The organism is Pseudomonas sp. TWR1-1-4, from assembly GCF_049897165.1.
In the GTDB taxonomy this organism is placed as follows: Bacteria; Pseudomonadota; Gammaproteobacteria; order Pseudomonadales; family Pseudomonadaceae; genus Aquipseudomonas; species Aquipseudomonas canadensis.
Window position 1 is genome coordinate 377,077 of record NZ_JAFCVS010000006.1, and the last position, 13,117, is coordinate 390,193.

The 13,117-nt window shown below is 60.0% G+C and carries 13 protein-coding genes; 8 read left to right on the forward strand and 5 right to left on the reverse strand.

What is annotated here, in order from left to right; genetic code table 11:
* Window positions 1-84 precede the first annotated feature (84 nt).
* Window positions 85-1,539, reverse strand: a complete 1,455-nt coding sequence (gene thiI, locus ACP7C6_RS20925; protein WP_028615376.1) for a tRNA uracil 4-sulfurtransferase ThiI — start codon at window positions 1,537-1,539, stop codon at window positions 85-87.
* Between the two features lie 334 nt (window positions 1,540-1,873).
* Here thiI and glnA point away from each other — a divergent pair, with 334 nt between their 5' ends.
* The 5 genes from glnA (at window position 1,874) to ntrC (ending at window position 7,259) form a co-directional block, all read left to right on the forward strand.
* A complete protein-coding gene (gene glnA / locus ACP7C6_RS20930) occupies window positions 1,874-3,280 on the forward strand; it encodes a type I glutamate--ammonia ligase (protein ID WP_016979133.1) in 1,407 nt (468 codons plus the stop codon).
* Window positions 3,281-3,414: 134 nt separating this feature from the next.
* Window positions 3,415-3,951, forward strand: a complete 537-nt coding sequence (locus ACP7C6_RS20935) for a chorismate mutase (RefSeq protein WP_068936362.1) — start codon at window positions 3,415-3,417, stop codon at window positions 3,949-3,951.
* A gap of 77 nt (window positions 3,952-4,028) precedes the next feature.
* A complete protein-coding gene (locus ACP7C6_RS20940) occupies window positions 4,029-4,454 on the forward strand; it encodes a cupin domain-containing protein (RefSeq protein ID WP_068936361.1) in 426 nt (141 codons plus the stop codon).
* A gap of 286 nt (window positions 4,455-4,740) precedes the next feature.
* Window positions 4,741-5,826 carry a nitrogen regulation protein NR(II) gene (gene glnL, locus ACP7C6_RS20945; protein WP_016979130.1) on the forward strand — a complete coding sequence of 362 codons (1,086 nt, stop codon included), beginning with the start codon at window positions 4,741-4,743 and terminating at the stop codon, window positions 5,824-5,826.
* Entirely contained in the window at window positions 5,823-7,259 is a 1,437-nt protein-coding gene (gene ntrC / locus ACP7C6_RS20950; RefSeq protein WP_003218003.1) for a nitrogen regulation protein NR(I), read from the forward strand. Before glnL ends, ntrC begins: the two co-directional genes overlap by 4 nt.
* 537 nt (window positions 7,260-7,796) lie before the next feature.
* Here the strand turns inward: ntrC and ACP7C6_RS20955 are convergent.
* Window positions 7,797-8,237: a hypothetical protein gene (locus tag ACP7C6_RS20955; RefSeq protein WP_426109186.1), complete on the reverse strand. Its 441-nt coding sequence runs from the start codon at window positions 8,235-8,237 to the stop codon at window positions 7,797-7,799.
* On the opposite strand from ACP7C6_RS20955, the gene ACP7C6_RS20960 reads away from it, so the two are divergent.
* The gene (locus tag ACP7C6_RS20960; RefSeq protein ID WP_010213874.1) at window positions 8,236-8,691 is read left to right on the forward strand and encodes a tRNA (cytidine(34)-2'-O)-methyltransferase; all 456 of its coding nucleotides are present in this window, start codon (window positions 8,236-8,238) and stop codon (window positions 8,689-8,691) included. The two genes, ACP7C6_RS20955 and ACP7C6_RS20960, sit on opposite strands and share 2 nt — an antisense overlap.
* Window positions 8,692-8,812: 121 nt before the next feature.
* Here ACP7C6_RS20960 and secB read toward each other — a convergent pair whose 3' ends face one another.
* From secB to ACP7C6_RS20975, 3 genes are read right to left on the reverse strand one after another with little or no spacing between them, the layout of a single operon-like run.
* Window positions 8,813-9,292, reverse strand: coding sequence for a protein-export chaperone SecB (gene secB / locus ACP7C6_RS20965; RefSeq protein ID WP_426109187.1), 480 nt, complete (start codon window positions 9,290-9,292; stop codon window positions 8,813-8,815).
* 41 nt (window positions 9,293-9,333) lie between these two features.
* Complete coding sequence (gene grxC / locus ACP7C6_RS20970; RefSeq protein WP_016979125.1) at window positions 9,334-9,588, reverse strand: glutaredoxin 3; 255 nt, start codon at window positions 9,586-9,588, stop codon at window positions 9,334-9,336.
* Between the two features lies 1 nt (window position 9,589).
* Window positions 9,590-10,003: a rhodanese-like domain-containing protein gene (locus ACP7C6_RS20975; RefSeq protein WP_010213877.1), complete on the reverse strand. Its 414-nt coding sequence runs from the start codon at window positions 10,001-10,003 to the stop codon at window positions 9,590-9,592.
* A gap of 151 nt (window positions 10,004-10,154) precedes the next feature.
* Here ACP7C6_RS20975 and gpmI point away from each other — a divergent pair, with 151 nt between their 5' ends.
* Together gpmI and ACP7C6_RS20985 are read left to right on the forward strand one after the other, a co-directional pair.
* Complete coding sequence (gene gpmI, locus ACP7C6_RS20980; RefSeq protein WP_068936358.1) at window positions 10,155-11,681, forward strand: 2,3-bisphosphoglycerate-independent phosphoglycerate mutase; 1,527 nt, start codon at window positions 10,155-10,157, stop codon at window positions 11,679-11,681.
* A 138-nt stretch (window positions 11,682-11,819) separates the two neighbouring features.
* Complete coding sequence (locus ACP7C6_RS20985; protein ID WP_122554718.1) at window positions 11,820-13,115, forward strand: murein hydrolase activator EnvC family protein; 1,296 nt, start codon at window positions 11,820-11,822, stop codon at window positions 13,113-13,115.
* Window positions 13,116-13,117 lie beyond the last annotated feature (2 nt).

Sequence of the window (13,117 nt, forward strand, 5' to 3'; positions counted from 1 at the left end):
AGTAGAGTCAGGCCTTGCCGTTACAGCTTGACGGCAGAGTCGGGGGGCCGGTGACGCAGGCCACAGGCAAACAGCCCCGGGCTCTTAGCTCGGTCGATAAACGCGCACATTGGCATGCCCCTCACTGAGCAAATGGTGGGCATGCAGGCGACTCATCACGCCTTTGTCGCAATACAGCAGGTACTGACGGCTGTTATCCAGTTCCTTGAAACGCGCGTTCAGTGCATAGAACGGCAGCGTTTGTACGTCGATGCCGGCGATGTCCAGCGGCTCATCCTCAGCGGCATCCGGGTGACGGATGTCGATGACGATCTGGCCGGCGAGGGCTTCGCTGACTTCTTCGATCTTGATGTCCTGGCCCAGTTCGTCGATAACACGATCGATCGGGACCAGCTTGGCGTTCTCGAGCGCACGCTCCAGAATCGCCATGTCGAATTCTTTCTCTTCATGCTCCACGCGATGACGCTTGGCGTGGGTCTTGGGGTTCACCGAGATGACCCCGCAGTACTCAGGCATGTGCTTGGCGAAGTCGGCGGTGCCGATTTCTTCTGCCAGGTCGATGATGTCCTGCTTGTGGCTGGCGATCAGTGGGCGCAACACCAGCTTCTCGGTGACACAGTCGATGATCGACAGGTTCGGCAGCGTCTGACTGGACACTTGGGAGATCGCCTCGCCGGTCACCAGCGCGTCGATCTGCAAGCGGTCGGCAATCTGCGACGCGGCGCGCAACATCATACGCTTCAATACCACGCCCATATGACCGTTATCGACTTTGCCGAGAATTTCGCCCAGCACTTCTTCGAACGGTACGCTCACAAATAGCACGCGTTGGGAGCTGCCGTACTTCTTCCAGATAAAGTGCGCGACTTCCATCACGCCCAATTCATGTGCACGCCCGCCCAAGTTAAAGAAGCAGAAGTGGCTCATCAGGCCACGGCGCATGATCTGGTAAGCGGCAACCGTGGAATCGAAACCGCCGGACATCAAGACCAGGGTCTGTTCCAGGGCGCCCAACGGGTAGCCGCCGATACTGTTGTGCTGGCTGTGGATCACAAACAACCGTTGGTCGCGAATTTCCATGCGCACTTCAATTTGCGGCGCTTTCAGGGAAATTCCGGCAGCGCCGCACTCGCGACGCAGCTTGCTACCGACGTATTTCTCGACATCCATCGAGCTGAAAGTGTGCTTGCCGGCACGCTTGCAGCGCACCGAAAAGATCTTGCCTTCAAGCTCACTGCCGTAGTGCTGTTTGCACTTCTCGGTGATGTCGTCGAAGTCGCCCAGCGGGTACTCATCCACCTGCAGGAAATGCGCGATGCCCGGCATGCAGCTCAGGCGCTCGGTCATGTCCTTCAAGGCTTTGGGCTCGGTGACACGGGTTTCCAGCTCGAGGTTGTCCCACACGCCGTTCACCACCACAGCCGGGTCCAGATCGCGGAGCACGGCACGGATGTTCTTGGCCAACTGACGGATGAAACGCGTCCGTACCGGTCGGCTCTTGATGGTGATCTCGGGGAAGACTTTAACGATTAATTTCATGGAAACAGCGCGCGCCGGGCCTGCTGAAAAAGGGGGGCGCGGATTATAGCGGAAATCGCTCAAGGTTTAACCAGTTAATATGCATCGCAAGCGCAACGCACTAAAGAGGTGCATTTGTGCGCCTTTGCGCTACATTGCGGTGCGCTATTTTTGGGCTTTTGTCGCAATGCACCTTTATAGGGGCGTTTTTGGAGTAGAAAACCCATGTTGGCGCACTGGCATGCAATTTGCTCTCTTGTGAGGCAGGTTGCCATGGCGGACTATCCGCGCCGGCATCACCCACATTCTAAGGGCTAACTCCACTACCCCAGCCCGAAGCCACCCGGAGGACACTATGTCGAAGTCGGTTCAACTCATCAAAGATCATGACGTTAAATGGATTGATCTGCGCTTCACGGACACCAAAGGCACTCAGCACCACGTGACCATGCCGGCTCGCGACGCGCTGGATGAAGCTTTCTTCGAAGAAGGCAAAATGTTCGACGGTTCCTCCATCGCTGGCTGGAAAGGCATCGAAGCCTCCGACATGATCCTGATGCCGGACGACAGCACTGCCGTACTCGACCCGTTCACCGAAGAGCCGACCCTGATCCTGGTCTGCGACGTGATCGAGCCTTCGACCATGCAAGGCTACGACCGCGACCCACGTGCGATCGCCAAGCGTGCCGAGGAATACCTGAAGTCCACCGGTATCGGTGACACCGTATTCGTAGGCCCAGAGCCAGAATTCTTCATCTTCGACCAAGTGAAGTTCAAGTCCGACATCTCCGGCTCCATGTTCAAGATCTACTCCGAACAAGGCTCCTGGATGTCCGACCAAGACGTGGAAGGCGGCAACCATGGCCACCGTCCAGGTATCAAAGGTGGCTACTTCCCAGTTCCGCCGTTCGACCACGACCACGAAATCCGTACCTCCATGTGCAACGCCATGGAAGACATGGGCCTGGTCATCGAAGTGCACCACCACGAAGTGGCCACTGCCGGCCAGAACGAAATCGGTGTGAAGTTCAACACCCTGGTTGCCAAGGCTGACGAAGTACAGACCCTGAAGTACTGCGTACACAACACTGCAGTCGCTTACGGCCGTACCGCTACCTTCATGCCTAAGCCACTGTACGGCGATAACGGTTCGGGTATGCACGTTCACCTGTCCATCGCCAAAGATGGCAAGAACACCTTCGCTGGCGAAGGTTATGCCGGCCTGTCCGACACTGCCCTGTACTTCATCGGCGGTATCATCAAGCACGGTAAGGCCCTGAACGGCTTCACCAACCCGTCGACCAACTCCTACAAGCGTCTGGTCCCAGGTTTCGAAGCACCGGTAATGCTGGCCTACTCGGCGCGCAACCGTTCTGCTTCGATCCGTATTCCTTACGTGTCCAGCCCTCGCGCTCGCCGTATCGAAGCCCGCTTCCCGGATCCAGCAGCCAACCCGTACCTGGCCTTCGCTGCCTTGGTAATGGCCGGCCTGGACGGTATCCAGAACAAGATCCACCCAGGCGACGCCGCCGACAAAAACTTGTACGACCTGCCGCCTGAAGAGGCCAAAGAGATCCCACAAGTGTGCGGCAGCCTGAAAGAAGCCCTGGAAGAGCTGGACAAGGGCCGTGCGTTCCTGACCAAAGGCGGCGTGTTCAGCGACGACTTCATCGACGCTTACATCGGCCTGAAAAGCGAAGAAGAGATCAAGGTTCGCACCTTCGTACACCCACTGGAATACGAGCTGTACTACAGCTGCTGATCCGGTAGCGCTGCTTCCTTGAGAGCGGCGTGACGAAAAAGACCTCCCCCGGGAGGTCTTTTTTTTGCCTGACATAAAAGCCTGGCACCTTCACTATTGAGGCCTCGCCCAACCGCCCGACAAGGAAACCGACCTTGAACCTCCGAATCGCCTTTGCCCTGCTATTGATCAGCACCAACGCCTCTGCGGCGCCCGCCACGCTCGCCCCGCTGCTCAACAGCATCGCCGAACGCCTGGAGATCGCCGACCAGGTAGCCCTGAGCAAATGGGACAGCCACAAGCCGGTAGAGGACAAAAAGCGCGAACAAGAAGTGATCGCCAGCGTCGTCGCCCAGGCACCGAGCTACAAATTGGCGCCTGCCGCCGTCGAGCAGTTTTTCTCGGCGCAGATCGAGGCGAACAAACTGGTGCAGTACACCCATCTGTCAGACTGGCAGTTCCAGGGCAAGGCACCTGACGATCCGCGCCCGGACCTGGTGAAACAGATCCGCCCGCAGTTGGACGAATTGCAAAAACGCCTGCTGCAGCAATTGGCCGACTTCACCCCGCAGCGCACCGATCCACAGTGCCCACAATGGCTGGCCGAAGCCGTGCATGAGCCGCTGAACGATCCGCTGCGTCAACTGGCGATGATCCGAGCCACGGCCGAGCTCTGCGTTCGACCTACCTGATTTGAGGAACCGTCCTGCATCGCCACCTGGGCCGACAGCCATAGCCTGAGCGTTCACTCAATGAACAGGATGGAACCATGGACACCTTCAGGTGCTTGATCGCTGCTGCGGTAGGTTTGTCGTTGCTGGGCTGCGGCACGCAGGCAAAGGCTGCGGCACAGATCGAGAAAGAGGTTTTGCTTGAACGCAGCGAGTCGTGGGATGGCACACCCTACAAAGCCTACCCCTCCGGCCCGCCGCAGCTCACGCTGATTCGCCTGAAGATCCCTGCGCGCACGCAACTGCCATGGCACACCCACCCCATGCCCAACGCCGCCTACATCGTTTCAGGTGAGCTGACCGTCGAGGCCCGCAGCAGTGGGGCTACGCGCACCTTGAGGCAAGGCCAAACCCTGGCCGAGATGGTGGGCACCGAGCATCGCGGCGTCACCGGAGACACCCCGGTGGAGCTTCTGGTGTTTTATGCGGGCACACCGGGCATGTCGCTGTCAGAGCAACACTGACCCTCACGGACCGTTTTCACCCGCCTTGAAAGCGGTCCGCTTACCACTTCCTGAACAACCTTCACAAAACCGCACTATATTGGTGCGATAGGCTGCACCCTACCCACCTGTCCAGCCCATTTTGGTTCGAAACTTCCCGAGCGAGCTGGCAGAACGCCACAGTTTCGCGCCTAAAACCCCCATTTCAGGGCTTGGACGCTTCTTTTCGGAGCCTTGGTTTGGTTTTTGCATTTTCCTTGTATCAGCGTGTGCCTCAAGCCCGCGCCTTGCTCCAAAAGAGGTCCTGATGACCATCAGCGATGCACTGCACCGATTGCTACTCGACAACCTGACCACCGCGACCATCCTGCTCAATGACGACCTGCGTCTTGAGTACATGAACCCGGCGGCGGAGATGCTCCTGGCCATCAGCGGCCAGCGCAGCCATGGGCAGTTCATCAGCGAATTGTTCACCGAGTCGGCCGAAGCCTTGAGTTCGTTGCGCCAGGCGGTGGAGCAGGCGCACCCGTTCACCAAGCGCGAAGCGATGCTCACGGCGCTTACAGGCCAGACGCTGACCGTCGATTACGCCGTGACCCCGATCCTGAGCAACGGCGCCACCCTGCTGTTGCTGGAAGTGCACCCCCGCGACCGCCTGCTGCGCATCACCAAGGAGGAAGCGCAGCTATCCAAGCAGGAGACCAGCAAGATGCTGGTGCGCGGGCTGGCCCATGAGATCAAGAACCCACTCGGCGGCATCCGTGGCGCGGCCCAATTGCTGGCCCGCGAGCTGCCGGACGAGAATCTCAAGGACTACACCAACGTCATCATCGAAGAGGCCGACCGCCTGCGTAACCTGGTGGACCGCATGCTTGGCTCCAACAAGCTGCCGTCGCTGGCGATGACCAACGTGCACGAAGTGCTGGAGCGCGTCTGCCAACTGGTCGAGGCGGAAAGCCAAGGCTGCATCACCTTGGTGCGCGACTACGACCCAAGCATTCCCGACGTATTGATCGACCGCGAACAGATGATCCAGGCGGTACTCAATATCGTGCGCAACGCCATGCAGGCCATCAGTAGCCAGAACGAGCTGCGCCTGGGCCGCATCAGCCTGCGCACCCGCGCCCTGCGCCAGTTCACCATCGGCCACGTGCGCCATCGCCTGGTGACCAAGGTCGAGATCATCGACAACGGTCCGGGCATTCCTGCGGAACTCCAGGAAACCATTTTCTTTCCCATGGTCAGTGGCCGCCCGGACGGTACCGGGCTGGGCCTGGCCATTACCCAGAACATCATCAGCCAGCATCAGGGCCTGATCGAATGTGAGAGCCATCCTGGCCACACCACCTTCTCGATCTTTCTGCCACTGGAACAAGGAGCCCCATCGACATGAGCCGTAGTGAAACTGTCTGGATCGTCGATGACGACCGTTCTATCCGCTGGGTCCTCGAGAAAGCCTTGCAACAGGAAGGCATGACCACCCAGAGTTTCGACAGCGCCGACGGCGTGATGAGCCGCCTGGCGCGCCAGCAGCCCGACGTGATCATCTCCGACATCCGCATGCCCGGCGCCAGTGGCCTGGACCTGCTGGCGCGCATCCGCGAACAGCACCCGCGCCTGCCGGTGATCATCATGACCGCGCACTCGGACCTGGACAGCGCTGTCGCGTCCTATCAGGGCGGTGCCTTTGAATACCTGCCCAAGCCGTTCGACGTGGACGAGGCGGTGGCGCTGGTCAAGCGCGCCAACCAGCACGCCCAGGAACAGCAGAACCAGGAAGCCCCGCCGGCCCTGACCCGTACCCCGGAAATCATCGGCGAAGCGCCGGCGATGCAGGAAGTGTTTCGCGCCATCGGGCGCTTGAGCCATTCCAACATCACCGTGCTGATCAACGGCGAATCGGGCACCGGTAAAGAACTGGTCGCCCATGCACTGCACCGCCACAGCCCACGGGCGGCCTCGCCGTTCATTGCGTTGAACATGGCGGCGATTCCCAAGGACCTGATGGAGTCCGAGCTGTTTGGCCATGAAAAAGGCGCGTTCACTGGCGCAGCCAACCTGCGCCGCGGCCGCTTTGAACAGGCGGACGGCGGCACGCTGTTCCTCGATGAAATCGGCGACATGCCGGCCGACACCCAAACCCGCTTGCTGCGGGTGCTGGCGGACGGTGAGTTCTATCGCGTGGGCGGGCACACGCCGGTCAAGGTGGATGTGCGCATCATCGCGGCGACCCACCAGAATCTGGAAACCTTGGTCCACGCGGGTAAATTCCGTGAGGACTTGTTCCATCGCCTCAACGTAATCCGCATTCACATTCCACGGATGTCAGACCGTCGCGAAGACATTCCGACCCTGGCCCGCCATTTCCTCAGCCGCGCTGCCCAGGAGCTGGCGGTCGAGCCGAAACTGCTGAAAAGCGAGACCGAGGAATACCTGAAGAACCTGCCGTGGCCTGGCAACGTGCGCCAACTGGAGAACACCTGCCGCTGGATCACGGTGATGGCGTCCGGGCGCGAAGTGCACATCAGCGACCTGCCGCCGGAGCTGTTGAGCCTGCCGCAGGACTCCGCCCCTGTGACCAACTGGGAGCAGGCTTTGCGCCAATGGGCCGACCAGGCACTGGCACGCGGTCAGTCGAACCTGCTGGACAGCGCCGTGCCGGCGTTCGAGCGGATCATGATCGAGACGGCACTCAAGCACACTGCCGGCCGCCGGCGTGATGCTGCAGTGTTGCTGGGGTGGGGCCGTAATACCTTGACGCGCAAGATCAAGGAGCTGGGGATGAAGGTGGACGGTGGGGATGATGATGAGGGTGATGAGGGTTGATCACCCATCCTTGATCCACTGAACATCCCCTGTGGGAGCGGGCTTGCTCGCGATAGCACCGTGTCAGTCACCCGATGTATGGCTGACACACCGCCATCGCAGGCAAGCCAGCTCCCACAGTTGTTTTGTGTTGGACCCAAGACTGTGCACCGCTTCAATGCACCATGAACCGGCATCGGGCACGAATCCAAAGCCCGAAACTACAGCCTCGTTGAAAAGAACCTAAAAGCCAAAAACACCAAAGCCCCGTAATCCGGGGCTTTGCGCTATTTGAAGAATTTTTTTGGCACAACTCGACGAGTCTGGCACGCGCCCTGCAATAACCCTTGTACAACCCAGTTTCGGGGACCTTGGTACAGGCAGGCCGAGAATCCCCTCTTTAACACCGAAGCCCTTAAGGCTTCACCCCGTTTTGGGAGCCCTGGTACAGGCAGGCCGGGAACTCCCTTCTTTACACCCGGGGCTTATGTGGCACAGCGCCCATAGCTCCAACCCGTTTTGGGGACCTTGGTACAGGCAGGCCGGGGATTCCCTCTTTTATTGCTCTTGGAGATGGATCTCCAGCCGCCAGCGGCCGTCAGCCTCCTCTCCTTTCCATTCCCCGCGCAACGGCCGAGCCGCCACCAGTTTTAACAACAGGCCGCCGTCGGTCTTGCGCACGCGCCAGTTCACATCCTTTTCATTGACCTTGAGTTGCCCACTGGCTGCCTTGCCTTGCGCGTCGAACAGCAGCGCCACGGTGCCGTCGATATGCTCGCCGTGCAGCTTGGGCTCGCTGTTGAACCACACCACCACGCCGTCCGCCGCAGTCTCGACCTGTTGCAATTCGACCGGGTCCGGGGTGGTCAGTCGGCCGATCATCAGGCCCACCATCAAGCCAACAATTGCCAAAGAGCCCATGACCCGCGGCATAAGCTTCGGCCTTGGGTCCTCTTCGGGGGTAGAATGCAGCGCATCTTTGCCTTCGGAGCCGTGCATGTTTCACGTCATCCTTTTTCAACCAGAAATTCCGCCGAATACCGGCAACGTTATCAGGCTGTGCGCCAACAGTGGCTGCCACCTGCATTTGATCGAGCCTTTGGGCTTCGACATGGACGACAAGCGCCTGCGCCGTGCCGGTTTGGACTACCACGAGTACGCCACGCTCAAGCGCCACGCCGACCTGGCCAGCTGCCTGGAAAGCCTGGGGCACCCGCGGCTGTTCGCGTTCACCACCAAGGGCTCGCAGCCGTTCCATGATGTCAGCTTTGCCGAAGGCGACGCCTTCCTGTTCGGCCCGGAAAGCCGGGGCCTGCCGGCCGAGGTGCTTGACGCACTGCCGGACGGCCATCGTCTGCGTTTGCCGATGCGCGAGGGCTGCCGCAGCTTGAACCTGTCGAACACCGTTGCCGTCGCCGTTTACGAAGGCTGGCGCCAACTCGGCTTCAAATAACACCGCAAAACAAATGTGGGAGCGGGCTTGCTCGCGAAAGCAGTGTGTCAGTCACTGAAGATATCGACTGAAGTACCGCATTCGCGAGCAAGCCCGCTCCCACATTTTTTACCGCGTCGACTTATTGAACGGCCGACGAACCTTCACTTTGCATGCGCTGCAGCTCTTGAGCGTACAGGGCATCGAAGTTCACCGGAGCCAGCATCAGCGCAGGGAACGAGCCACGGGTGACCAGGCTGTCCAGGGTCTCACGGGCATAGGGGAACAGGATGTTCGGGCAGAACGCGCCCAGGGTGTGGCTCATGGACGCTTCGTCCAGGCCCTGGATCAGGAAGATACCGGCCTGTTGCACTTCAGCGATGAAGGCCACTTCTTCGCCGTTCTTGACCGTCACAGACAGGGTCAGCACCACTTCGTGGAAGTCGCCTTCCAGGGCTTTTTGGCGGGTGTTCAGGTCCAACGCAACGCTTGGGGTCCATTCCTGGCGGAAGATGGCCGGGCTTTTCGGCGCTTCGAACGACAGGTCACGCACGTAGATGCGCTGCAGCGAGAACTGTGGCGCTTGGGCTTCTGCAGCTTCGGTGTTCTGTTGGTCAGTCATCGCAGATCCTTGTGATCTTGGGGTCTTTTAGGGTTTAGGAGTCAGACGAGCAGCAGCGCATCGAGTTTACCGGCGCGCTCAAGGGCGAACAGGTCGTCGCAACCACCGATGTGCTTGGCGCCGATCCAGATCTGCGGCACGGACGTACGCCCCGCCTTCTGGGCCATTTCGGCGCGCACCTGGGGTTTGCCGTCGACCTTGATTTCTTCGAAGGCAACGCCCTTTTTCTCCAGCAGGGCCTTGGCCCGCATGCAGTAAGGGCACCAATCGCTGGAATACACGACAACCTGAGTCATATCACTTCACCAGCGGCAGGTTATCGGCGCGCCAGCTGCTGATGCCACCGGACAGCTTGGCAGCGGTGAAACCGGTCTTGAGCATTTCGCGGGCGTGGGTGCCGGCGTGCTGGCCTTGGGCATCGACCAGGATGATGGTCTTGGCCTTGTGCTTTTCCAGCTCGGCCAGGCGCGCGATCAGCTTGTCCTGCGGAATGTTCAGGGCACCGACGATGTGGCCGGTGGCGAAATCCTTGGCTGGGCGGATGTCCACGACAACGGCCTCGTCCTTGTTGACCAGCGCGGTCAGCTCCGCCGTGCTCAGGCTGCGGCCACCGCGGCTCAATTCGTGAGCGATCAGCAGCGCCAGCAGGATGACGAAGGCACCCACAAGCAGATAGTGGGCAGTGGCAAATGCAATCAGGTGATCAACCATCAAGGAGGTTCCAGGGCGTTAAAATGGCGGTAAGTATACACAGCCGTCAGGGGGGGCCAACCCCCGTAAAGCGGTGACGTGGTCGGAACTTCGCTTTAAACTGCCACTCCCTTTTCAATTGTCTTCCTTTATTACCGCCGCGAGAGGATCTATGACTACTACGCCTAAACCTTTGGTCCTGATAATTCTCGATGGCTTCGGACACAGTGAAAGCCACCACGACAACGCGGTATACGCGGCCAAGAAGCCGGTACTCGACCGCCTGACCGCCACCGTACCCAACGGCCTGATCTCCGGCTCGGGCATGGACGTAGGCCTGCCGGACGGCCAGATGGGCAACTCGGAAGTCGGCCACATGAACCTCGGCGCCGGACGAGTGGTATATCAAGACTTCACCCGTGTGACCAAAGCGATCCGCGATGGCGAGTTCTTCGAGAACCCGACCATCTGCGCCGCGGTAGACAAAGCAGTAGCCGCTGGCAAGGCCGTGCACTTCATGGGCTTGCTGTCCGATGGCGGCGTCCATAGCCACCAGGATCACTTGGTCGCCATGGCCGAACTGGCCTTCAAGCGCGGCGCCGACAAAATCTACCTGCACGCCTTCCTCGACGGCCGTGACACCCCGCCAAAAAGCGCGCAGTCGTCCATCGAACTGCTCGACGCCACTTTCGCGGCCCTCGGCAAAGGCCGCATCGCCAGCCTGGTGGGTCGTTACTTCGCCATGGACCGCGACAACCGCTGGGACCGCGTCGCCCAGGCCTACAACCTGATCGTCGACGGCCAGGCCGAATTCCACGCCGCCACCGCCCAGGAAGGCCTGGAAGCCGCCTACGCCCGTGGCGAAAGCGATGAATTCGTCAAAGCCACCGCCATTGGTGAGCCCGTGAAGGTAGAAGACGGCGACGCCGTAGTGTTCATGAACTTCCGCGCCGACCGCGCCCGCGAGCTGAGCCGCGTGTTTGTCGAAGACGGTTTCAAGGAGTTCGAACGCGCCCGCCAGCCGAAAGTGCAGTACGTGGGTCTCACCCAGTACGCCGCCAGCATCCCGGCCCCCGCCGCCTTTGCAGCAGGCACCTTGGATAACGTGCTGGGCGACTACCTGGCAAAAAACGGCAAGACCCAGCTGCGCATTGCCGAAACCGAAAAATATGCCCACGTGACCTTCTTCTTCTCCGGCGGCCGCGAAGAGCCGTTCCCGGGCGAAGAACGCATCCTGATCCCATCGCCAAAGGTCGCCACCTACGACCTGCAGCCGGAAATGAGCGCGCCGGAAGTCACCGACAAGATCGTCGACGCCATCGAACACCAGCGTTACGACGTGATCGTGGTCAACTACGCCAACGGCGACATGGTCGGCCACAGCGGCAACCTGGAAGCCGCAACCAAGGCCGTGGAATGCCTGGACCTGTGCGTCGGCCGCATCGTCGATGCCCTGGAAAAGGTCGGCGGCGAAGCACTGATCACTGCAGACCACGGCAACTGCGAGCAGATGTCCGACGAATCCACCGGCCAGGCTCACACCGCTCACACCACCGAACCGGTACCGTTCATCTATGTCGGCAAGCGTGACTTCAAGGTGCGTGATGGCGGCGTGCTGGCGGATGTGGCGCCGACCATGCTGAAACTGATGGGGCTGGAGAAACCGGTGGAGATGACGGGGACTTCGATATTGGTTTAAACCTCTAAACCAACCGATTAAATCGCCCTAAACGGCTTTTTATGACGAACGCCTCAAAGCAGTTGGCTTTGAGGCGTTTTTTTTGCTGCGCTTGGCGGGCATACTAGGCCGTCCATTTCCCTGGTGTCGCCCGCCTCTATGCTTCGCGCCTTGATTACCCTTGCTCTTGTCTGCCTGCTCCAACCGGCGTTTGCCGATGAGCGCGCACAAACCCAACAACAGTTGGACGCTACGCGTCAGGACATTACCGAGCTGAAAAAACTGCTCGGCAAGCTCCAGGAAGAAAAATCCGGGGTGCAGAAAGATCTGCGCGGCACGGAAACCGAGATGGGCAAGCTGGAAAAGCAGGTCCAGGAGCTGCAAAAAGAATTAAAGAAGAGCGAGTCGGAACTGGAGCGACTCGACGCTGAGAAAAAAAAACTCCAGAGCGCACGCGTTGAACAGCAACGCCTGATCGCGATCCAGGCCCGTGCCGCCTACCAGAACGGCCGCCAGGAATACCTCAAGCTGCTGCTCAACCAGCAGAATCCTGAGAAATTCGCGCGCACCCTGACCTACTACGACTACCTGAGCAAGGCCCGCCTGGAGCAACTGAAAAGCTTCAATGAGACCCTGCGCCAGTTGGTCAACGTCGAACAGGAAATCGGCAACCAGCAATCCCAGCTGCAAGACCAGAAAGTCGCCCTCGACACCCAGCGCAACGAATTGGACAAGGTCCGCAAGGAACGCCAACTGGCCTTGGCCAAACTCAATGACGACGTAAAGGCCCGTGACGCCAAGCTGCAGGCCCGCGAGCAGGACCAGGCCGACCTGGCCAAAGTGCTCAAGACCATCGAAGAAACCCTGGCCCGCCAGGCACGCGAGGCCGAAGAAGCGCGGCAGAAAGCGCTGATCGCCCAGCAGGAAGCCGAAAAAAAGCGTCAGCGTGAAGCTGAGCTGGCTGCCAGCTCGGACGCTCCGGCCCCGCGTAAACCGGCACATGCAGCCCCTGGCCCGCTGGTTTCCAGCGCCGGTGAGAACTTCGGCGGCCCTTTTGCTTCAGCTCGCGGCAAACTTCCATGGCCCGTTGATGGTCGATTACTGGCACGCTTTGGGGAAACCCGCGGCGACGACACCCGCGCGAAGTGGGATGGCGTGATGATCAGCGCCTCCGCCGGCAGCCAGGTGCACGCCGTCCACGGTGGGCGCGTGGTGTTTGCCGATTGGCTGCGCGGCGCCGGATTGTTGGTGATTCTTGACCACGGTAATGGCTATTTGAGCCTTTACGGCCACAATCAGACTTTACTCAAGTCGGCAGGTGACGTTGTAAAAGCCGGTGAATCCATCTCCACTGTCGGTAACAGTGGTGGCCAGGACACGCCGGCGCTGTACTTCGCTATTCGTCAGCAGGGTCGCCCGAGCGATCCTGCACAATGGTGCCGTTCCCAAGGATAGGG

Bases quoted from the DNA above. Each gene is read 5' to 3' on its own strand.
- gpmI (WP_068936358.1), top strand. From the start codon at position 10,155: ATGACTACTACGCCTAAACCTTTGGTCCTGATAATTCTCGATGGCTTC.
- secB (WP_426109187.1), bottom strand. From the start codon at position 9,292: ATGACTGACCAACAGAACACCGAAGCTGCAGAAGCCCAAGCGCCACAG.
- thiI (WP_028615376.1), bottom strand. From the start codon at position 1,539: ATGAAATTAATCGTTAAAGTCTTCCCCGAGATCACCATCAAGAGCCGA.
- grxC (WP_016979125.1), bottom strand. From the start codon at position 9,588: ATGACTCAGGTTGTCGTGTATTCCAGCGATTGGTGCCCTTACTGCATG.
- ACP7C6_RS20940 (WP_068936361.1), top strand. From the start codon at position 4,029: ATGGACACCTTCAGGTGCTTGATCGCTGCTGCGGTAGGTTTGTCGTTG.
- ACP7C6_RS20985 (WP_122554718.1), top strand. From the start codon at position 11,820: ATGCTTCGCGCCTTGATTACCCTTGCTCTTGTCTGCCTGCTCCAACCG.
- glnL (WP_016979130.1), top strand. From the start codon at position 4,741: ATGACCATCAGCGATGCACTGCACCGATTGCTACTCGACAACCTGACC.
- ACP7C6_RS20960 (WP_010213874.1), top strand. From the start codon at position 8,236: ATGTTTCACGTCATCCTTTTTCAACCAGAAATTCCGCCGAATACCGGC.
- ntrC (WP_003218003.1), top strand. From the start codon at position 5,823: ATGAGCCGTAGTGAAACTGTCTGGATCGTCGATGACGACCGTTCTATC.
- glnA (WP_016979133.1), top strand. From the start codon at position 1,874: ATGTCGAAGTCGGTTCAACTCATCAAAGATCATGACGTTAAATGGATT.
- ACP7C6_RS20975 (WP_010213877.1), bottom strand. From the start codon at position 10,003: ATGGTTGATCACCTGATTGCATTTGCCACTGCCCACTATCTGCTTGTG.
- ACP7C6_RS20955 (WP_426109186.1), bottom strand. From the start codon at position 8,237: ATGCACGGCTCCGAAGGCAAAGATGCGCTGCATTCTACCCCCGAAGAG.